A 20987-nucleotide genomic window follows, 5' to 3' on the forward strand; every position below is an offset into this window, starting at 1 on the left:
ATGGATTCCCAACCGGTTTTACCACCGGTTGGGAGGCCATTGCCTGGTAACTCGTATTTACTCAACCTGGAACGTTATGATAAACCTGTTACAACCTGACTCCTCGTATTACGTCGTCAGTGAGACGGCTGCGGGAAAGCCACAGCCGGTAGCCAAGCGGGCCTTCGACATCACGGTATCCCTCTTGGTTGCCATACTGATTCTATCCTGGTTCATCCCTTTGCTGGGACTGTTGATCCGGCTGGAATCGCGGGGGCCTGTCTTGTTCGTTCAGTTGCGATCAGGACGTAATGGACGGCCTTTCCCCTGCCTGAAATTTCGGACGATGAAATACCAGCGAAACGCTTCCTTTAAGCAAGCCACTCACAACGACATGCGAATTACCCGGATTGGCCGGATTTTGCGAAAAACCAATCTGGACGAATTACCCCAGGTTCTAAATGTCATTGCAGGTCACATGAGCATCGTTGGTCCCCGCCCCCACCCGATTCCCCTCGATGTCCAGTATATGCCACTTATACCGGAATACAAGCACCGGTTTGCGGTAAAACCGGGAATAACCGGTCTGGCCCAGTCGAAAGGACTGCGGGGCGAAACATCAGAACTCAACCAGATGCGCCATCGGGTCCGCTACGACATCTGGTATACCAAATATACCTCACTTCCTCTGGATGTGAAGATCTGCTGGTGGACGGTAGAAAAAATGGTAAAAGGTGACAAAAACGCCCGGTAATAAGCGGCTCCAGACTCTCTGACAAGAAAAGATCCCTATGACTTGTAGTATCATCATACGAGCCTTCAATGAAGAAGCTCATATAGGCAAGTTGCTCAACGGCATCAAACAACAGGAAACCGGTACCGATCTGGAAGTGATTCTGGTTGATTCGGGTTCCAAGGACAATACCGTCCGCATTGCCGAAAGCTATGGAGCCAAAATTGTACGGATTCGCCCGGAGGAGTTCTCCTTTGGCCGGGCGCTTAACCTAGGCTGCCAGCAGGCTTCAGGAGATATTTTGTTGTTTGCCAGTGCGCACGTCTACCCGGTTTACACCAACTGGATTGATCAGATGCTCAAGCCGTTTCAGGACCAGAAAGTAGCTCTGACCTACGGGCGGCAGATCGGGAATCAGCTCAGCAAATATTCGGAGCAACAATTGTTTGCCAAGTGGTTCCCGGCGGTTTCCAACTACAACCAGCAGATCCCATTCTGCAACAATGCCAATACGGCCGTTCGGCGTTCGCTCTGGGAAGAATTACCCTATGACGAAACCCTCACCGGACTGGAAGATTTGCATTGGGCCAGTGAAATTTTGCAACGGGGTTACCGGATTGCCTACGATGCCGATGCCACCATTGTCCACGTCCACGAAGAAACGCCCCGGAAGATCTTCAACCGGTATTATCGGGAGGCCATTGCGTTCAAACGACTGAAGCCGATGGCGCAGTTTGGTCTCTGGGATTTTACGTACCTGTCCGTATCCAATCTGATTAGCGATTACGTAACTGCAGCCCAGGAGCGCGTTCTGTGGCAACACATTGCTGAAATCCCGGTTTTCCGCATTCTGCAATTCTGGGGAACGTATCAGGGGTACCGTTTTGTCGGTACACTCGACCGAACCCTGCGGGAACGGTTTTATTATCCGAATGAAGTTTTCAGGCGAGAGAAACCGGTGAGTCAGGAACCGGTGGTCATGAAACAAATCGCTTACGAATAACCAAGCCGTCTTGTAAAACACTTAACGTTAACTATATGAAATACTCTGTTGCTGCTATCGTTCCCATGCGCCACTCCAGCGAGCGCGTGCCGGGCAAAAACTACCGGGATTTTGCCGGTAAGCCGCTGTTTCACCGCATCGTAGACACGCTGCTGGAATGCCCATCGATCACGCAGGTCGTCATCGATACGGACAGTCCGACGGTTATTGAACAGGTTGAAGAATTTTATCCGACCGTCACCGTCCTGGAGCGGCCCCAACACCTGCGCGACGGAGCCATTCCGATGAACAACGTGCTGCTGAACACTTGCAACCAGATTCCGGCCGATTTTTACCTGCAAACCCACAGCACCAATCCACTGCTGTCGGCCGAAACCGTTGAGAAAGGCATTCAGCAATTTCTGAAAAACTACCCAATTTACGATACACTGTTTGGCGTTACCCGGCTCCAGACGCGTTTGTGGGATCAGTTGGCGCGAGCCGTCAATCATAACCCGGCCATTCTGCTCCGGACGCAGGACCTTCCGCCGATTTACATGGAGAACTCCTGCATGTACCTCTTCAAAAAAGAAACGCTGATTCAAAAGCATAACCGCATCGGTGACCGCCCCTTCATGTACGAGATTGCGGACATTGAAGCGCAGGACATCGACGTTGAACTGAATTTTAAAGTAGCCGAATTTCTGTTTACCGAACTCTATCCTGAACTGGCCCTATGAAAGTCCTGATTACTTGCCCTCCTATGCTCGGGCAACTTGCCGAATTTCTCCCCATTTTTGAAGAAGCGGGCATTGAAGTGATTGCTCCGAAAGTCGTTCAGATTTTATCGGAAGAAGAATTGCTGGAACTCGTTCCAACTGTCGACGGCTGGATCATCGGCGATGACCAGGCCACCGAACGCATCTTTCGCGCCGGAAAAGCCGGGAAGTTGAAAGCCGCCGTAAAATGGGGCATTGGCGTCGATAATGTCGATTTCAAAGCCTGCAAGGAATTGGGGATTCCCATCATCAACACCCCGATGATGTTTGGTGCCGAAGTGGCCACCATCGCGGTATCCTACGTTCTGGGATTGGCGCGGCAAACCTACTACATCGACCGCGAAGTGCGGGCGGGAAACTGGGTAAAACCGGCGGGTATGTCGCTGGCAGGCCATACGGTGGCCCTGATCGGCTTTGGCGACATCGGGAAAGCAACCGCCCGGTTCCTGAAAGCATTCGATATGCACATCAATGTGTATGATCCTTTCGCAAAACGGACGGATGAAGACGAAGAAGCCTACCGCTTTCTGAACTTCCCCGAAGAACTGGAAACCGCCGATTTTGTGGTTTCGACCTGCGCCCTGACGCCCGCGACAAAACACCTGATCAATGCCGAATCGATTCAACGGATGAAAGACGGCGTCCGGATTGTGAACGTATCCAGAGGTCCGATTGTCGACGAAGCCGCTTTGCTGGAAGGGCTCAAGAGTGGCAAAGTTCACTCGGCGGGTCTGGATGTGTTCGAAACGGAGCCGCTGCCGATGGATTCGGAGCTTCGGAGTTTTGACCGTTGCATTTTCGGGACACACAACGGTTCCAATACCATTCAGGGTGTTCGACGTGCCAGCCACCAGGCTATTCGTTCGATGTTCGAGTTTCTGGAAATTGGTGTAACTGCGTAAAAGGATGAAAAAGATATTGATTACAGGGGTTTTAGGCGGTATTGGGAGTGCGCTGGCACTGGCCTTTCGCGAAGCCGGTTACTATGTATACGGGCTGGACATTCAGGAATCGGAGCATCACCAGGCCGACCGTCTGATCCAGTTCGATCTTCACCAGTTCAGCTCGAATGAAGCCTACCGGAACGAATGGAAACACACCTTCAATGTGCTGATCCCGGAGCTTCACGTGCTGATCAACAACGCTGCGGTGCAAATGCTCGGTAGCCTGGATGAGTTAAAGCTGGACGACTGGAATCATACCATGAGCGTCAACCTGACCGGTCCGCTGCTGCTCAGCCAGCACTTTCTGGAGCAACTGGAAGACGTGAACGGCAGTATTATCAACATTGGCAGCATTCACCAGCAACTGACTAAACGCCGGTTTATTAGCTACGCCACCTCAAAAAGCGCCCTCATTGGCCTGACCAGAGCCTTGGCCGTCGATTTGGAAGGCCGGGTTCGGGTAAACGCCATTAGCCCCGCAGCCATCGAGACCGACATGCTGCTGGCCGGTTTCGACGGAAATCAGGGCGCCCTTGATGAACTCCGCAAAATTCACCCCGTACAACGGATCGGACGCCCGCAGGACGTCGCCACGATGGCGTTGTTCCTGGCATCGGAGAACTCCGGTTTTATTCACGGAGCCAATCTGTCGCTGGATGGGGGGATTAGTTCGGTATTGAAGGATTTGTAGAATACCCATAAATCAATAGCATGTTGCCACTGGAAATACAACGGAATTCAGCGATCACGCGTCTTTGGCACTCCCCAACCTTTATGACCTGGGCGAGTCTGGCGACGCGTTCCATGAATTTGGTGCTGCTGATTCCGTTCATTCTCCGGCAATTCAGCCCGGCCGAGATTTCATTATGGTATCTTTTTAGCACAGTCATCAGCTTAAACCTGATGATTGATCTGGGGTTAGGCGTCACTTTTTCCAGATTCATCGCCTATGCCATGGGTGGAGCAAATGGAACAGATACTACGGAAAAGCCAGTAGACAGGGCGCATAAGTCAGGACCTAATCAATCCTATTTATTGAAAGTAGTTGGTACACAGCAGATCCTATTCGCCTGGTTGACCGGGTTAGTGTTTCTGTTGTTAGTAGTCGGAGGAACCCTTTCGGTATACCGTCCAATCCATTTTCTTGAAAACCCGGATCAGGGGTGGATGGCCTGGGGTATCGTAATTGTTGCCACAACGGTAACATTTCGCGGCAACGCCTATACGACTTATCTGCAAGGCATTAACAGGATTGCTGAATTTCGTCGGTATGAAACCTTTTTTTCATTAGCGGCTATTCTCACCAGCGTCCTGATGCTATACTTTAATACCGGATTAGTTGGACTGGTAGCTGTCAATCAATTATGGAACATCGTGTCGGTTTTACGGAATCGCTGGATGTGTTACCAGTACAACGAGGGCGTGTTCGTGTCCGGCCAGTCATTCAAATTTGATCAGACCATTTTGAAGGAAATCTGGCCAGCCGCCTGGCGCAGTGGAATTGGCGTGCTAATGTCCTACGGTCTCATTCAAAGCAGTAGCCTCATCTATGCACAAAGTAACCAGGTTGAGCAGGTTTCCGCCTACCTATTTGCCATGCGCATCATGCAGATCATCATCACCTTTGCCCAGGCACCCTTCTACAGCAAACTTCCTCTGATGGCTCGTCTGTATGCCCAGGATGATCGCCAACAGATCATCGAGGTGGCTCAGAAAGGAATGCAAAGGGCACATTGGACGTTTGTAGCGGGGTTTGTTGGAGTGGCATTACTCGCAGAACCAGTAATGCAGCTAATTGGCAGTAATATTCATTTTATTGACCAGCGACTCTGGGCGATCATGGGAATTGCTTTTTTTGTGGAGCGCTATGGGGCAATGCATTTGCAGTTGTACAGCATCACAAATCATATTGTTTGGCATATCGCGAATGGCCTTACCGGACTCATCTACATCATACTGGCACTAATAGCCTACCCAATGCTAGGCGTACTTGCTTTCCCTTTAAGCATGTTGGCAGCTTATTTGGGATTTTACTCCTGGTATTCTACCCTTAAGTCATACGCTGCCTTTAAATTGAATTTCATAACATTTGAATCGAAACAATTGGTAATACCATCACTTATTTTACTAGTTATTGCGATGAATTCAATCTTTCACACTATTAAGATCTAGTGACATTTTTTAATAGTAAATATCGCCACGTCATAACAATAGCAGGACTGATTCTCCTAGTCCTGGGTAGTACTTCCATAACTCATTTAAGGCAGTTTCAAAAAGCAGAAATTATTTTGTCATCGAGATGGTTTCATCCTATTAATAAAAATGACACCTTAAGTACATTAAAAATGCTGGACATCTACAAACCAGACCGACTAGACTGGATGTATTGTACAAATGAAAGCCAGTTAACGGAATTAAGAAAAAGAAATATTAAGTTTAGTCTGGCTATCAACCCTCAAATCCCTGATTCTGGAGAATATACAGTCAATGGTCGGATTAAAGATATAGAAGGAAATAAATTAAAGGCCCCCTGGATGCAGAATTGGGAGCAAAAAAATCCTTACTGGGGATGTGTAAACAATCCAATCTTTCAGAAATTATTTATTAAAAAAACACATCAGATAATAGATCTTGGTGCTTACGGTGTATTTGTAGATGATTCGAGGTTAAATGAACAAGCTATAGACTGGGGGGGATGCATGTGTGAATTTTGTATACCGGGATTCACAAAATACATGCATGAAAACTATCCGGGCAAAGTCGAAACAGATTTTGATTATAGAAATTTCTTAATGGAAAATGGAATAAAGAAAGAAAGTTTTATAAAAAAGATAAATATTCCCTTTTGGTCCGAGTACAAGGATTACCAGGAAAACTCAGTGATCCGATTCCTAGAAAGATGGAAAAAAGATGCAAAAATATACTCTGCTAACAAAATCGTTTTCTTAACCAATAATTACAAAGGTAAATGGAGTAATATTTACAAGCAATTTGAAGTTGGAATTGCCGAAGTGCCCGCAAACGGATTAAAGCAAAAATTCATTGTCGATGGAATCGAGCAAGCAAGACAATTAAATAAGAAACAATTTTACACATTTTCCTCAGATAGCGACGCAGACAATGTAGAAGCAGTTCTTGATATGTATTTATTAGGAACCACTTTAGTTATTCCATGGGATGTTTATGTGGATCTAAAATCAAGAAAAAAACCTACCAGATATTACGGTGAACCAGATATTTATTCACCTATATATAACGCAATAAGAGAAAATACAGTAATCGAAACCGTAAACAAAAAAAACAACTATAATTTTTCTCAAACAAAAAGTGAAACTTCAAGTGCCAGAATTGGTTCAAAAGAAAATAAAATAGCATCTTCAAAAATAGTAAAATATGAATTCCAGGATAGTACAAACATTAACACGGTACTAGTTGAGAAGGAAATTTTCAAAATAATCTACCCAAAAAATAAGTCAAAAATCACAGTCGACAGCCAATCACAAACCCGTATTAATGTGTACGGGAAATTACTTGTGATTAAGTATGAAAACTAAAGTCCACCTAATCGAGAACAAAGATGAAAAACGAATTTATTGATAACGACCCAACGCTTAAAATAAATCCTACACTTAATCCGTACAGGCAAGCACTAAAGTTATGCTATGACCGGCTGGTCTGGGATATCGATCCTCGTTCGTGGTCATCAAGAAATAAACTATTGAAGTGGAAAGATAAATACAAAGGAGAAAAGGCGGTAATACTTTGCAATGGCCCCTCTCTTAACAAAGTCGATTTTTCTTTATTAAAAAACACATTCACATTTGGGTTAAATAAAATTAACCTGTTATTTGATCGATCAGATTTCCGGCCTTCGTTTATTGCTGCTGTCAATTTATTGGTTATTGAGCAAAATAAGGACTTTTATAACTCAACCGATATTCCTTTGTTTTTGCGGTCTGAAGGAAAAGAATTTGTAAAGAACAGAGAGAACGTAGCTTTTCTACATACCAGTAATCAGCAGAAATTCTCAAAAGACATTAGCATCAGTTTATGGGAAGGCGGCACCGTCACATTTGTGGCCATGCAGCTTGCCTACCACATGGGGTTCAGTGAGGTGGCCTTAGTAGGCTGTGATCACTATTTCAATGCGAAAGGAGCACCAGGGCGGCTAGCCGTGAGTAATGGCGATGACGATTCTCATTTTGATAAACGCTATTTTTCAAATGGGATGAAATGGCAACTTCCGGAAATTTATACCAGCGAGTATAGCTACAATCTAGCGAAGCTAGCCTATAATGCGGATAACCGAGCTATTTACAATGCCACTGATGGAGGGGCATTAGAAATATTTGAACGGATTGAATTGACTAAATTTGTCAATAAATAATAAATATAAAAAATGAAAAATTTTATAAAAATACGAGAGTTGTTTTTCCCTATGGCTGCATGGGCTTTTATATTTGTAATATATTTCAGCTTCACTTGGCTGTTTAACGAGCCAATAAACGTTTTAACTTTGTTTTTACCGGTCATATTTTTGTTCTTTTTATATTTAGGATACATAACTACTAAAAAAAGCTACGACAATCCGGTACACATAAAAAAAGACTTCAATCTACTCATATTTGCCATTATTGGCTTTATACCAGTTTGTATATACTTTTTTTCAAGTATTGACAACTTAGGAAAAGAATTAGCAGAAATTAGAGAAGAACACATGGAACAAGCGAGTGGAGATTTTAAAGATTCAATTTATAATCTTTTATTTCCACTACTAATGTTTTCTTTTATTATTTGCAACTTCAATAATTTAAAATATAAAATATTCGTAAACATTTTAACTATTTTATCATGTTTAGCATTCATACCAATTAATGGTGGAAGAATAAACTTTATCATATTTTCATGCTTATATTTAGCAATATACTTTCACAAAAATTTCGAATTAATAAAAAAATCTTATTTAAAATATTTTGGGAAATTTACACTTGCATTGTTAGTAATTTCTATACTAGGTGCAATGTTCACAATAATGAGGACGGGTGTAGAAGGAGATACGCAAGTAAACTTTATGTCAAAGTTGCCACATATAAATAATGAGGCTTTAAATTATTTAGGGGGATCACAATTCGGAATAATATTGATATTCTTTATAAACACATTTTATGATTATACTGGAGGATGTGTTTACTATTTAAGTATTTTTACTGATACGTCTGACAAAATATCATATTTAACTTACGGATTTTATAATTTTAATTTTTTAGATAGGTTCGGGGTGATAAACTGGATGAAAGTACATGATGATATTGACCACCTTTACTACGATTATGATATAAGATATAATGTTTGGGCGACATCAATAAGAGATCTATCCATCGACTTTGGGCTTATAGGATCATTCATATTTATATTTTTTATGTCTAAGTTAATGTTTATATCTAAGAGATATCTACATAGGTCTAGATCGGCTCAATTAGTATATTTTATGTCATTCGCATTTTTCTTATTCTCTCCATTTCACAGTATGTTTTACCTTACAAAAGCATATGGTCTTGGTTTTATTCTTGCTATTATCTTACTAGTTAGATATAAGCTAAAGAAGGGTCTATCTGTATAGCAACTAATTAAAATAGTAAAATCCATGAAAAATCCGACCATTTCAATAATCACAGCGACATTTAACTCGTCAGCAACTTTAGAAAAGTCAATCTTGAGTGTAATTTCTCAAACATATAAAAATTACGAATATATTATTATAGATGGCGATTCAAAAGATGGAACTAAAGAATTAATTGCAAAATATAAGCATTACATTACGTATAGCATTTCTGAAAAAGACAAAGGGATTTACGATGCCTGGAACAAAGGTATAGCAAAAGCTACTGGCGATTGGGTCATGTTTATTGGCGCTGATGACTTTTTATTTCCAGATACTTTAGAGTCATACGTAGAATTCATTAACCAAGAAAGTACTGATTCTACATTGTATATTTCATCAAAAGTTCACTTGTTGTCTCTAGATGGGAAAATAACTAGAACTTATGGATGGCCTTGGCAATGGAAGTCATTTAAAAGGATTAATTTAATTGCTCATCCTGGATCTCTACAGTCTATGAAATTATTCAAAAGCTACGGTAATTACGATATTTCATATAGAATTGTAGGAGATTATGAATTATTATTAAGGCCCAGAGAAAAGTTAAATGCTCTATTTTTAAACAAGGTAACAGCTCATGTTACTGAGGGAGGAGCGAGTTCCAAAATTGAAACTTTCTTTGAACTTCGAAAGGCGGTTTTAAACTCCAACTCAACAAGTAAAATTCAAGCTTTTTTTGACTTTTACGTACAATTAATAAAGTATTATGGTAGAAATTTAGGCAAAAAATTTGGCTTGACTTTATATTTGAGAAAAGAGTTTTAGTCACTATAAATACCTAAAACAATGAAACAAAAGAAGGTTTTGTTTTTTGAAGCTTACCCATTTTTTTCAGGTGCTCAAAGAGTCTCTTTAAACTTATGTAAAATTTTAAAACGGAATAATTACCATATTACATTATTATTAGCCGATGATTCTAAAAATGAAATATCTAAAAACTTTTCGCCTTACGTTGATGAAATCATAAAATTGAAAACTAGCGAAAGGCTGCTTTCATATGGAAATTTTGGCCAATGGTTTAGATTATCAGTCATTTTTGAAACTCTTTTTACTGGTTTATTTCCTTTTTATTGGTCTTGTATAAAAATTTTCACAAAGGGCAAGTTTGATTTTTTTTATTTCTGCGATCCTCGAGGGGCTGTCATGCTTAAGATACCTTTACTTTTTTTTAGAGGAAAAAAGATAATGTATTTACAAAGTAAAAACAGAGTCAGCCCTTTTCTATCTAAATTACTATTCTTTTCATTTATCGATCATGTCATTTCTCCAAGTATTGATGTTCAGAATAGTTTACCAGATTCAAGAAAAAAATCAGTGATTAATTATGGTATTGATTTTTCACAATATGAATCAGTTGATAGTGGTAATGTTAAGATAGAGTTACAAAATCTCTTAGGTGAAAGCTATCAGAATAGGACAAAGCTTTTGTATGCGGGACTGATTAAGCCACAGAAAGGGTTACATCATTTAATTTATGCACTGAATTGTCTTAAGAGTAGTATTCCCGAAGCTGATCTTCCAATCATTATCATACTAGGAAACCCTTCAAATGATGCCGAAGTTAATTTTAAAAATGAGCTATTAGAATTTTCAGTTAAACATAATTTAAACCAATATATCCATTGGATGGGCTGGCAAAGTAATGTTTTAGAATGGATGAAAAATGTCGATTATTTCATTTTTCCTACCATAGATAAGGAAATGTCTACTTTTTCAGGTTATGATGGCGTAATTGAATCTACGGAAGGTTCGCCCGTAGTATTGATCGAAAGTTCAGTATGCGGTTTATTTAGTATTGCTTCCAGAGTGACAGGCGTGACAGAGACAATTATTGAAAAAGTAAATGGTATTACTTATGACCCAAATAAATCCGATTCTTTGTACGAGGCTTTAAAGTATATATCAATAGAAAAGCCTAAATTTTTAGGATTTCCAAATAAGCAAAAATTCACATTAGAATCTTTTTCCAACAAATTTTTAGAATTATTTGATTATACTCCATACTCTACTTCATCAGCCATAAAAAATGAGTCCTCGGAACTGACATCCTCTCCGTTTTCTGCGGTTAATCAATAATAACTCTTATTTTCATGAAGAAATTAAAGATACTTCACATTACACAATCTCTTGGAGGAGTTGAAACTTACATCAGGGAAATAATCAACCATGTTGATAAAGATCAATTTGAACTTAAGATTGTTGCACCTCCCAGTAAAACGTTAACGGAAGTTTGTCTTCAATATAACATTCAGCACATTGAATTTAATATGTCCCGAAGCTTTAATCCGTTCAGCGATTCGATATCACTTATTCGCCTTTACAGATTAATCAAGCGCGAGCGTCCATCTTGTGTTCATATTCATAGCTCTAAAGCAGGTTTTCTTGGACGGATTTCCTCTAAGCTGGCAGGGTGTCCTTCCCTGTTTACTCCAAACGGTGTATCTTACTTGTCCTTTACGGGCATGAAGAGGTTAATCTATTTTACCTTAGAATCATTCGCTAAATTTTTTACCGATCGTATCTTAACTGTTTCTTATTCAGAAGCCAATCGACTCATCTATGAAGTTGGTCACAAACAAAATTCAATTGACGTCCTGCTAAATTCAGTGACTTTTCCTTTAAATTACTCGAGTTTACAAAGAACAAATCATTCTAAAAATGAACATCCTAAAATTGGAACTATAGCTCGATTAACCCCCCAAAAGAATCCTCTTCTATATGTGACAGTAGCATATCATGTAATACAAGCCCATCCTGAATCACATTTTTATTTACTCGGAGCAGGTTTCCATGATCACTTAAAAACTGAAGTAATTGATCTTATAAACAGATATGGTATTGCAGACCAATTTCATATACTTGACTGGTGTGATCCTAAAGCTTCTTCTGAATTTATAAATTCACTTGATGTTTTCGTCTTAACATCTGTATTTGAGGGCCTTCCTTATTCTCTGCTTGAGTCGATGCGTGCAGGAGTACCCTGCGTCGTCAGTGCTTGCGACGGATGCCTTGATGTAGTTAGAAACGGAGAGAATGGGTATGCATGCTTGACAAAAGAACAGTATGTCAAGGCTATTCTGGATCTTTTAGAAAACCCAGGTTTAGCTAAGCGTATTGGAGAGAATGGTGCGTCCTATTCTTACACTTTCCACAATTCGTCTAAAAACTCTAAAATTTTATCAGAAATATACAAAAAAGTGTCTAATTCTGAGTGGAGTGATGAGTTACAAATTAAAAATTTAGAGTTTAATTCTTTCGCAATGGCGAAAGACCATGAGGCTATTACTCTTGGCTAGACCACATACTGATATAGTCCTGAATACTCGGATACAAAACTTATTTAAGTTCGTGTACCATAAACAAATCCCAACAACCAAAACGAAAGTATATCGCCGAGTTTAAAGCCGATGTACTGCGGTCAGTTGCCAATGGTGAACCCTTAATAGTCGTATACACTACTTTAATTATCACGAGTTATGAATCAAATTCATACACTTCCTCAAAAAGAAAGTCACTCGAAAGGAATTATTGGAATTCAGTATTTGAGAGGCCTTGCGTCTTTAATGGTCGTTCTTTGCCATGTCGCTGAAATGGCTAATTTCCCAAAGTATTTCAACACTAATTTCCTGCCAACCTGGTTACTTTCTGGATCTTCGGGAGTTCATTTGTTTTTTGTAATAAGTGGTTTCATCATCTCTTATGTTTCACTGAACAATCAGATTAAACCCAAAATCAGCCCGATGGATTTTTTAACCCGTCGTTTTGTACGTATTATTCCATTCATGTGGGTTTGTATTATTGGATATGCCTCCCTCAGATTCTTAGGAAGAGGTACCTTTACTCCCCTTCCGTATCTACGGGCAGCGGTTTTGTCTCCAATTGGTGATATAATGCCAAGTCAAATCTGGACTTTGCGCCACGAGGTTCTTTTTTATTTGCTATTCTGTGTATTTATTCTTTATGTAAAACCAAGGTGGGAGATATTAACCCTGTGGTTCTTATCGCCTGTATTTTGGTTTTGGTGCGGCATTTCTGATTTAGTTCCCGCATCAACTTTTCACCAGCTTTGTGACTTCTTATTTCACAAAGCAAATCTTTTGTTTGGCATGGGGTTTTTAATTGGAGTACTGTATAATTATGGCTTTTTGAATTATAGAATAAAGAACTGGAATGGCTTTATCCTTTGCGCAATTTTAACCATACCTCTATTTTTCTTTTCTTATCAAAGGATTCTGGGGGATAACTTTATTATAGTTACTGGCTTATTTTCAACATTAATTGTAATAATCTCAATTTTCCTATTTTCTGGTCGTCCATTAAATAGAGTCGATAAATTTGGATTAGAGTTGGGGGATGCCTCGTATTCTATCTATTTAGTCCATCCTGGAATTATTTCGGCAGTTTTAGGAGTATGGTCTAAGTTCCAACCCTCAGCAAATCCATTCGCCGTATTGGTGATTAATTGTATTCTATGCTGTCTTGGTGGAATCCTAGTGCATAAATTTATTGAGAAGCCAATTATCAAAATAGCCAGGGATAGATTCGAGCAAAAGAAGATTACTGCTGATGTACGTGCAAGTTAATCGTCATAAAATCAGCATGACAGGGCTGTTTACCCTCAATGCCACACTTTTTTAAAGCTGATCAATCCTCCGATCGCATCATTATAGAGATCTCCCTGGTCCATTGCCAGATTGATTCCCAGGAACCCGCCACCGAGCCAACTCACCGGAATATTTAATCGTATTAAGCTGGAGGATTGCGTTACACTTCCTGGAAAGCGTTTCCAGTGTGTTCCATAATTACTGCTTAACGAAAATCGCCCTTCAACTGTTACACCAGATCGTAGCTCGCCGAGAACGGCGATATGGTACAGTGAAACAAGGCTATTATTAATCATACTCCCCTGGTTTTTTTTAGATGGAGTTAAATGCGTATCCCATTCCGGCTTGGTGTCCTTATATCTTGTAATAAATGGGGTTCCAATGATCCGTTCTTTTACGGCCCACCCGTCAATGTATTGAATATTATTAAAGTAGTCATCCATTCCGTCATATTTGCGGCTGTCTATTTTCACCGTTGCGCCACTTTGATCTCTGGTAGTTAAATATTCAAAGGTAATCGTTTTGAGTTTTAAAAACCGGTCCGCCGTGTTTGCCCTGTTTTGCAAGCGAATACCATATAAACCGTCGGGTAAATTGACAAGTGCAATTCCTGATTTATCTTCGAATGGATGTTGATAATACCCTAACATAGTATAGTTTTTAATCGTAATCTCAGCACCTATATCTATGTTTCCCAAATGGTTTCCAAACCGATTGACGGCGTCCGGAAAGGCGTAATCACCAGCATTGGCCGGTTGCTGAGAGGTCACAACTGATAAATAGCTTTTAAAAGAAGAGGGCATTCGCCCATTTACCGCCTGGATGGGTGCTAGGTAATCTGATTTTCCGCCCCATTGTGCATTGTGCAAAACTCCCCCGTAAAACTTGACCTTCCAGTGCGGTTTTCCAATGCGGCCATACAGGGCCTTTTGGTGCAAATAAGAATTCTGGATTGAATCTGTATTCGGGAACCAGCCATGCGCAAAAAAGGCGTTAATCGAAATCAAGCCTTTGGTAAACTTTAAAGGAGCATACCCATTTGTTCCAAGCTGGATCTTGGTGATGGGTAATGCATTGCCCGACCACGAATAAGATCCGGATGAAAGAGTGGTATCCACCAGACCTAACACTTCTTTCCGACGGCCCACCACTAGTTCAATGGAGCGGTAGCCAATTTTGGCGTAGGCTTCCGGCACTAAAAGCCGGTTATTTGGACCAGCATATCCCACAACCTCAGCGCCATACCCGAAATGCCACCCTTTGCCTGTGCTGTCTACCCTAAACACGCCTGAACTTCCCAACCGGACTGTTCCGGCCGGAGCGATCAATGGAACAGTCCCAAATTGATTGGCTCTTAGCCAAAACGGCGTTCGGCGAGCCGATGAAGCCATGCCACTTACTTCGGCTGAAACCTGAACGTGTGAGACGGGTTGCTGTGCGAGGAGGGGGCAACTCCCTAAAAAAAGAAGAACAAGGGTGCAGAATGGTGCTTTCATAACGGATAGGGCAATATGGATTAACTACCTTCCCATGGTGAGAAGTTAAGCTTCCATTGACTTGGAATATTCCCGGTGCAATTCGCTTGTAATGGTCAGATAGGCTTGTTGAATAACCCATTCCACCTGTCCCGCGATGGATAGGTGCGAGGTGTCCAGAAGATGGGCATCCGACGCCTTTCGTAATGGATTTTCGATGCGGGTCGTATCGAGATGGTCCCGCTTTTCCAGATTTTGAGCGATTTCGGCCAATTCAACCTGCTCTCCTTTAGCCTGCAGTTCAATGCGTCGGCGTTCCGCCCGAACCAGTGAATCTGCAGTCATGAATACCTTCAGCTCTGCATGTGGAAAAACATGCGTACCGATGTCGCGCCCGTCCATCACGATACCCCGGTTTTGACCAAGTTTTTGCTGTAGCCCCACCATGGCCTTCCGTACGTCAGGAATAGCACTCACTTCCGGTACAGCATTCGCTACCGGAAGTTTTCGGATTTCTTCTTCTACGTTCTCTCCATTCAAATGCGTTTGAATGGTTCCGGTTTCCGGGTTACCTTCAAACGTAATGTGAATTTTTGCAAGCGCTTCCCGTACCGCTTTTTCACTTGCAAGATCGATTTTATGATGAATGAAGTACAGTGTGACCGCCCGGTACATCGCCCCGGTATCAATGTAGGTGTATCCCAACTGGGCTGCAACCTGCCTGGCCGTTGTGCTCTTACCACAGCCGGAGTGCCCGTCAATAGCGATGATAATTTTAGTACTGCCGGGGAGAGTATCTACGGGAGTTACTGTGTGAAACTGATAGGAATCATTGATAAAGCCCATAGCCATACCGATTAAAAACGTTGAGTAGCTGCTGTTCCAATCAGGCAGATTACAAAAGAAGGGAAGAGATCACGAACCAGATTCAGCCTGCGGTTCGTAATCTCCGGAGAGGTTTACTCAAAATAATTCATCACCAAATGCCCGCCTTCAGCCAGCAACTGATCGCGACGGAACAAGTCGATGTCGGCCGTCATCATGTCTTTTACCAGCGCGGCCAGGTCATATTTCGGCTGCCAGTTCAGTTTGGTCATGGCCTTCGTCGGATCACCCAGCAGCAGATCCACTTCCGTTGGACGGAAATACCGCTCGTCGATGCTGAGCACTTCCTTGCCGACTTCGACGGGATAATCCGGGTTCGACGCACTCACCACAAACGCCCGTTCGGCCACGCCTTCGCCCCGGAATTCCAGTTCGACGCCAATCTCGGCAAATGCCATCCGAACAAAATCCCGGATGCTGGTGGTGACACCGGTGGCAATCACGAAATCTTCCGGTTTTTCCTGTTGCAGAATCAGCCACATGGCTTCTACATAGTCTTTGGCATGACCCCAGTCGCGCAGAGAATCGATGTTACCCAGAAACACCTTGTCCTGCAAACCCAGACCGATCCGGGCCACAGCGCGGGTAATTTTGCGCGTTACGAACGTTTCGCCCCGCAGCGGTGATTCGTGGTTAAACAAAATACCGTTGCAGGCATACATGCCGTACGCTTCGCGGTAGTTGACCGTAATCCAGTAGCCGTACAGTTTGGCAACGGCATAGGGCGAGCGTGGGTAAAATGGTGTCAATTCCGACTGCGCGTGGCCCTGCACCCCGCCGTATAATTCGGACGTGGATGCCTGATAAATGCGGGTTTTTTCGGTCAAACCCAACAGCCGGACGGCTTCCAGAATGCGGAGTGTACCAATGCCGTCGACCTGAGCGGTGTATTCCGGCTCATCGAAACTCACCCGCACGTGCGACATGGCACCGAGGTTATAGATTTCGTCGGGCTGTACTTCCTGAATAATCCGGATGATGTTGGTCGAATCGGAGAGATCACCAAAATGAAGCTTGAAGCGCACATTTTTTTCGTGCGGATCTTCGTATAAATTGTCGATTCGTTGCGTATTGAATAAGGAACTCCGGCGTTTAATACCGTGTACTTCATATCCTTTTTCTAATAATAATTCGGCCAGATAAGCGCCGTCCTGTCCTGTAATACCGGTAATAAGTGCTTTCTTCATACGTGAGTAATTAGCTGTATTCTAAGGTTTTAATTTGGTTAGACGTAAACTTCCTGATGGTTCAGAAAATCCTGATAGGTCGTAGTAATACCGGTTTTCAAATCGGTCTGGTGTTGCCAACCCAGGGTATGCAGTCGTGAAACATCCATGAGTTTGCGGGACGTACCGTCCGGTTTGTCGGTATTCCAGCGAAGTTCACCTTCAAAACCAACGGTTTCTTTCACCAGCTCGGCCAGTTCGCGAATTGTGACGTCTTCGCCTGTCCCGATGTTGACAAACAATTCATCGTTGTAGGTTTCCATCAGAAACACGCAGGCATCGGCCAGGTCATCGGCGTGCAAAAACTCCCGGCGGGGCGAACCCGTTCCCCACACCTCAACGAAGGGCTGGTTGCTGATTTTCGCTTCGTGGAATTTCCGAATCAAGGCTGGCAATACGTGCGATCCCTGAAGATCGTAGTTATCATTCGGACCGTAGAGGTTGGTCGGCATCGCCGAAATGAAATTGCAGCCGTACTGACTCCGATACGCTTCGCAGAGCTTGATGCCGGTAATTTTAGCAATCGCATACGGTTCGTTGGTCGCTTCCAGATAACCGCTGAGCAGGTATTCTTCTTTCAACGGCTGCGGAGCCAGCTTGGGATAAATGCAGGAGGAACCCAGAAACAGCAGTTTTTCGACACTGTTTTGGTAGGCACTGTGGATAATGTTGGCTTCGATCAATAGGTTATCGTACAGAAAATCAGCCCGGTATGTATTATTGGCCCAAATACCGCCAACTTTTGCGGCCGCTAAAAAAACATAATCCGGTTTTTCGTCGGCAAAAAAATCAGCGACAGCAGCCTGGTTGCGCAGATCCAGTTCCGACGAGGTACGGGTGATTATATTCTGGTAGCCTTTGGCTTCCAAACTACGCACCAGGGCCGAACCCACCATGCCCCGGTGTCCGGCAACGTATATTTTATCGTCTTTTCTCATTAATGTATTAGTTCAGCCAACATCCGTTAAGTAGTACTGTTTTGAATTATCCAACCGAAAACTCCCGGTGGTAAGCCGCCTTATACAGCTCTTCTTCCGGCAGACTTTTGAAGTAATCATACGTAATTCGCAACCCTTCGGCCCGCGACACCTTCGGCTCCCAGTCTAAAATGGCTTTTGCTTTATCGATATTCGGCTGGCGTTGTTTGGGGTCGTCGGTCGGCAGCGGTTTATAAACCACCTGCTGGCTGGTGCCGGTCAGCTTGATGATCTCTTCAGCAAATTCTTTGATCGTAATTTCAACGGGATTGCCAATGTTGACCGGAGACGCATAATCGCTCAGCAGCAGGCGGTAAATTCCCTCGACCAGATCATCGACGTAGCAGAACGAGCGGGTCTGGCTGCCGTCTCCAAAAATAGTCAGGTCTTCGCCCCGCAACGCCTGCCCGATGAAAGCAGGTAAAACCCGTCCGTCATTCAGCCGCATCCGCGGACCATAGGTGTTGAAAATACGGACGATCCGGGTCTCCAGACCGTGGTAGGTATGGTAGGCCATTGTCATGGCTTCCTGAAACCGCTTGGCTTCATCGTATACCCCACGAGGACCGACCGGATTGACATTCCCCCAATATTCTTCGGGCTGGGGATGAACCGTTGGATCACCATACACTTCCGACGTGGAAGCAATCAACACCCGCGCGTTCTTGACCCGCGCCAAACCCAGGCAATTGTGAATCCCGAGGGAGCCGACTTTCAGCGTCTGAATCGGGATTTTCAAATAATCGATGGGACTGGCGGGTGAGGCAAAATGCAGGATGTAATCAAGTTCACCGGCAACGTGGATGAACTGCGATACATCGTGGTGGTGAAATTCGAAGTTCGAAAGGGGGAACAGGTGTTCGATATTGCGGATATCGCCGGTAATCAGGTTATCCATGGCAATGACATGGTACCCTTCCCTGATAAATCGATCACAGAGGTGTGAGCCCAGAAAGCCAGCCCCACCCGTTATCAGAATGCGCTTCATGTAAACCGCTTAAAAAAGTTTCATAACGTTGAGTAAAGCTGACTGTCTGATGGTAGTTCAGACAGTCAGTATAAATTCGGTCTTGATCAGGCCGGTTGTTCCACCGCCTGCGAGATGGTCTCCCGACCAACGCTGTAGTAGGTATAGCCCAATTCTTTCATCTGGTCCAGTTCGTAGAGATTCCGTCCGTCGAAGATGACTTTGTTTTTCAGCAGCAGGTTCATTTTGCTGAATTCCGGCGTCCGGAACATGGGCCATTCGGTCATGATCACCAGCGCATCGGCATCGTCCAGGGCGGCATACGACGTATGGGCGTACGTAATTTTGCTGCCAAATACGTTTTTCACATTGTCCATCGCTTCCGGATCGTAGGCCGTCACTTTCGCGCCGGCATCCAGCAGAGCCTGGATGTTTTCCAGCGCCGGAGCTTCCCGGATGTCGTCGGTATACGGTTTGAACGCCAGTCCCCATACGGCGATGGTTTTTCCTTTCAGGTCGCCGTTGAAGTGCTGGTTGATGATCGGAAGGAGTTTGGTTTTTTGCTTCGCGTTGACGTCCATCACCGATTTCAGAATCTGGAAATCGTAGTCGTATTCCTGGGCGGTTTTCGCCAGCGCCTGCACGTCTTTCGGGAAACAGCTTCCGCCGTAGCCAATCCCGGCGAATAAAAACCGTTTGCCGATGCGGCTGTCCGTTCCAATTCCTTTCCGGATGTCGTCGACGTTGGCACCTGCTTTTTCGCAGAGGTTGGCAATTTCGTTCATGAACGAAATCTTGACAGCCAGGAACGCGTTGGCGGCATATTTGGTCATTTCGGCCGAACGCTCGTCCATGAAAATCACCGGGTTGCCCTGACGAACCAGGGGCGCATACAGTTTGCTCATCACGGCTTTCGCGCGTTCGGATTTGGTGCCGATCACCACCCGGTCGGGTTTCATAAAGTCTTCGATGGCAACGCCTTCGCGGAGAAATTCGGGATTCGACACCACGTCGAAATCAACCTGCGCAGCCAGCGAGATGTAATCGTGTACTTTTTCGGCGGTTCCCACCGGCACGGTGCTTTTGTCGACAATCACGGCATACTCTTTCAGCAATTGCCCCAGATCACCGGCCACTTTCAGAATGTATTTCAGATCGGCGGAACCGTCTTCGCCCGGAGGAGTTGGGAGGGCCAGAAAAATAACCTCGGCGCCTTCGATGCCTTCGGCCAGGCTGGTCGTAAATTTCAGACGGCCTTCGGCGGTATTACGGTTAAACAACACATCCAGACCCGGTTCGTAGATGGGGATGATGCCGTTGATGAGCTTCTGAACTTTGCGCTCGTCAATGTCGACACAGGTGACCTGGTTGCCGGTTTCGGCAAAGCAGGTTCCGGTTACGAGTCCAACGTAACCGGTTCCAACAACAGCAATTTTCATAACGTTGAGTAAATAGAATAATAAGTAAAAAAATGTGGGTTTCCGACAGAAAGAGGTCTGATTAAACGAAACGGAAGTCCGTGATGAGCTACGTTTCAGGGCGATCTGTAAAGATACCTACCTTCAAAATCAGACAAACTACTACTAGCTTTTTTTAGATATTACCTTCTAAATATAAAAGAGAGAAATGATATTACCTAGGCAATCTTCAATGTTTTTAAGAGAATACGGTATAAAATCTTTAAAAAGTTCAAGAAAAAGTTTTTTACGGAATACTATTTTTCTATATTTTAAAAATATCCGCAAAGTTTTTTTCCTATTTATCAGACAATGAACAA

19 protein-coding genes are annotated in these 20987 nt (G+C 43.4%); 13 read left to right on the forward strand and 6 right to left on the reverse strand.

Features of this window, described 5'->3' with window-relative positions:
• Positions 1-76: 76 nt before the first annotated feature.
• From ACO064_RS11665 to ACO064_RS11725, 13 genes are all read left to right on the forward strand, one after another.
• Entirely contained in the window at positions 77-733 is a 657-nt protein-coding gene (locus ACO064_RS11665) for a sugar transferase (RefSeq protein WP_421827535.1), read from the forward strand.
• Between the two features lie 37 nt (positions 734-770).
• Positions 771-1715, forward strand: a complete 945-nt coding sequence (locus ACO064_RS11670) for a glycosyltransferase family 2 protein (RefSeq protein WP_421827536.1) — start codon at positions 771-773, stop codon at positions 1713-1715.
• 35 nt (positions 1716-1750) lie between these two features.
• Entirely contained in the window at positions 1751-2434 is a 684-nt protein-coding gene (locus tag ACO064_RS11675; protein ID WP_421827537.1) for a cytidylyltransferase domain-containing protein, read from the forward strand.
• Positions 2435-2457: 23 nt separating this feature from the next.
• A complete protein-coding gene (locus tag ACO064_RS11680) occupies positions 2458-3375 on the forward strand; it encodes a phosphoglycerate dehydrogenase (protein ID WP_421827538.1) in 918 nt (305 codons plus the stop codon).
• 4 nt (positions 3376-3379) lie between these two features.
• Complete coding sequence (locus ACO064_RS11685; RefSeq protein WP_421827539.1) at positions 3380-4108, forward strand: SDR family NAD(P)-dependent oxidoreductase; 729 nt, start codon at positions 3380-3382, stop codon at positions 4106-4108.
• Positions 4109-4128: 20 nt separating this feature from the next.
• A complete protein-coding gene (locus ACO064_RS11690; RefSeq protein ID WP_421827540.1) occupies positions 4129-5589 on the forward strand; it encodes a lipopolysaccharide biosynthesis protein in 1461 nt (486 codons plus the stop codon).
• 173 nt (positions 5590-5762) lie between these two features.
• Entirely contained in the window at positions 5763-6971 is a 1209-nt protein-coding gene (locus ACO064_RS11695; RefSeq protein WP_421827541.1) for a hypothetical protein, read from the forward strand.
• A 23-nt stretch (positions 6972-6994) separates the two neighbouring features.
• Complete coding sequence (locus ACO064_RS11700) at positions 6995-7804, forward strand: 6-hydroxymethylpterin diphosphokinase MptE-like protein (protein ID WP_421827542.1); 810 nt, start codon at positions 6995-6997, stop codon at positions 7802-7804.
• A 12-nt stretch (positions 7805-7816) separates the two neighbouring features.
• Positions 7817-9037, forward strand: coding sequence for an O-antigen polymerase (locus tag ACO064_RS11705; RefSeq protein ID WP_421827543.1), 1221 nt, complete (start codon positions 7817-7819; stop codon positions 9035-9037).
• A gap of 24 nt (positions 9038-9061) precedes the next feature.
• Positions 9062-9841: a glycosyltransferase family 2 protein gene (locus ACO064_RS11710; RefSeq protein ID WP_421827544.1), complete on the forward strand. Its 780-nt coding sequence runs from the start codon at positions 9062-9064 to the stop codon at positions 9839-9841.
• Positions 9842-9862: 21 nt separating this feature from the next.
• Entirely contained in the window at positions 9863-11152 is a 1290-nt protein-coding gene (locus ACO064_RS11715) for a glycosyltransferase (protein ID WP_421827545.1), read from the forward strand.
• 14 nt (positions 11153-11166) lie between these two features.
• Complete coding sequence (locus ACO064_RS11720) at positions 11167-12372, forward strand: glycosyltransferase (RefSeq protein ID WP_421827546.1); 1206 nt, start codon at positions 11167-11169, stop codon at positions 12370-12372.
• A 180-nt stretch (positions 12373-12552) separates the two neighbouring features.
• The gene (locus ACO064_RS11725; RefSeq protein WP_421827547.1) at positions 12553-13659 is read left to right on the forward strand and encodes an acyltransferase family protein; all 1107 of its coding nucleotides are present in this window, start codon (positions 12553-12555) and stop codon (positions 13657-13659) included.
• Between the two features lie 35 nt (positions 13660-13694).
• On the opposite strand, the gene ACO064_RS11730 is transcribed toward ACO064_RS11725, so the two are convergent.
• From ACO064_RS11730 to ACO064_RS11755, 6 genes are all read right to left on the reverse strand, one after another.
• Positions 13695-15176, reverse strand: coding sequence for a capsule assembly Wzi family protein (locus ACO064_RS11730; protein ID WP_421827548.1), 1482 nt, complete (start codon positions 15174-15176; stop codon positions 13695-13697).
• A gap of 45 nt (positions 15177-15221) precedes the next feature.
• Entirely contained in the window at positions 15222-16007 is a 786-nt protein-coding gene (cmk, locus tag ACO064_RS11735; protein ID WP_421827549.1) for a (d)CMP kinase, read from the reverse strand.
• A gap of 107 nt (positions 16008-16114) precedes the next feature.
• The gene (gene gmd, locus ACO064_RS11740) at positions 16115-17227 is read right to left on the reverse strand and encodes a GDP-mannose 4,6-dehydratase (RefSeq protein ID WP_124908840.1); all 1113 of its coding nucleotides are present in this window, start codon (positions 17225-17227) and stop codon (positions 16115-16117) included.
• Between the two features lie 38 nt (positions 17228-17265).
• Positions 17266-18204 (reverse strand): GDP-L-fucose synthase, encoded by a 939-nt coding sequence (gene fcl, locus ACO064_RS11745; RefSeq protein ID WP_421827550.1) that lies wholly within the window; start codon positions 18202-18204, stop codon positions 17266-17268.
• A 46-nt stretch (positions 18205-18250) separates the two neighbouring features.
• Positions 18251-19231, reverse strand: a complete 981-nt coding sequence (locus ACO064_RS11750; protein ID WP_421827551.1) for a UDP-glucuronic acid decarboxylase family protein — start codon at positions 19229-19231, stop codon at positions 18251-18253.
• 86 nt (positions 19232-19317) lie between these two features.
• Positions 19318-20649, reverse strand: a complete 1332-nt coding sequence (locus ACO064_RS11755; RefSeq protein WP_421827552.1) for a UDP-glucose dehydrogenase family protein — start codon at positions 20647-20649, stop codon at positions 19318-19320.
• Positions 20650-20987 lie beyond the last annotated feature (338 nt).

Origin of the sequence: Larkinella sp., from assembly GCF_965227735.1 — a bacterium.
GTDB lineage: Bacteria > Bacteroidota > Bacteroidia > Cytophagales > Spirosomataceae > Larkinella.